General features: G+C 55.5%; 1 protein-coding gene. It reads right to left on the bottom strand.

Annotated features, from left to right (window positions below):
• Positions 1–222 precede the first annotated feature (222 nt).
• On the bottom strand, positions 223–407 hold a 185-nt coding region (locus H6A60_RS12720), incomplete at its 5' end, for a hypothetical protein (RefSeq protein WP_205105214.1).

The raw sequence follows: 407 nt of genomic DNA, 5'->3' as shown, positions 1-407 counted from the left end.
ACTCCGGTCGCATTGCCGGTATGGAAGCAGCGAAGTCGGTGAAATCCGTGCAGTAATTCCCTCTCCTGTTGTCGCTACAGATCATGGCTGGTCTTGAGTTTGACTTCTGACCTTCGGAACCTGCAAGCAAAGCGCCACGACAGGAATCGGTCGTGATACGATGACTCCCGGGTCTTGGGCGTTTCTTGCAAGGTGGCGCTCGGGATTCACCTCGTGAAGAAGTCAGAAGGCCCGGTCCGCGCCAGAGGGACCGGGCCTTTCTTCACGGCCCGTTTCGAGCAACAAACTTCCGTCAAGCCGTTTCGGCGAAAAATCTAACGTAATCAGCGCATTCAGCTGTTTTTGCGATTCATTGGCTGACGGAAAGCAGGCCGTCGTCAACGACGGTCGTCTCTGTAGTAACCGCC

It is taken from the genome of Sutterella massiliensis, assembly GCF_016899755.1.
Classification (GTDB): Bacteria; Pseudomonadota; Gammaproteobacteria; order Burkholderiales; family Burkholderiaceae_F; genus Sutterella; species Sutterella massiliensis.
This window is presented reverse-complemented; position numbering and strand designations above follow the sequence as displayed.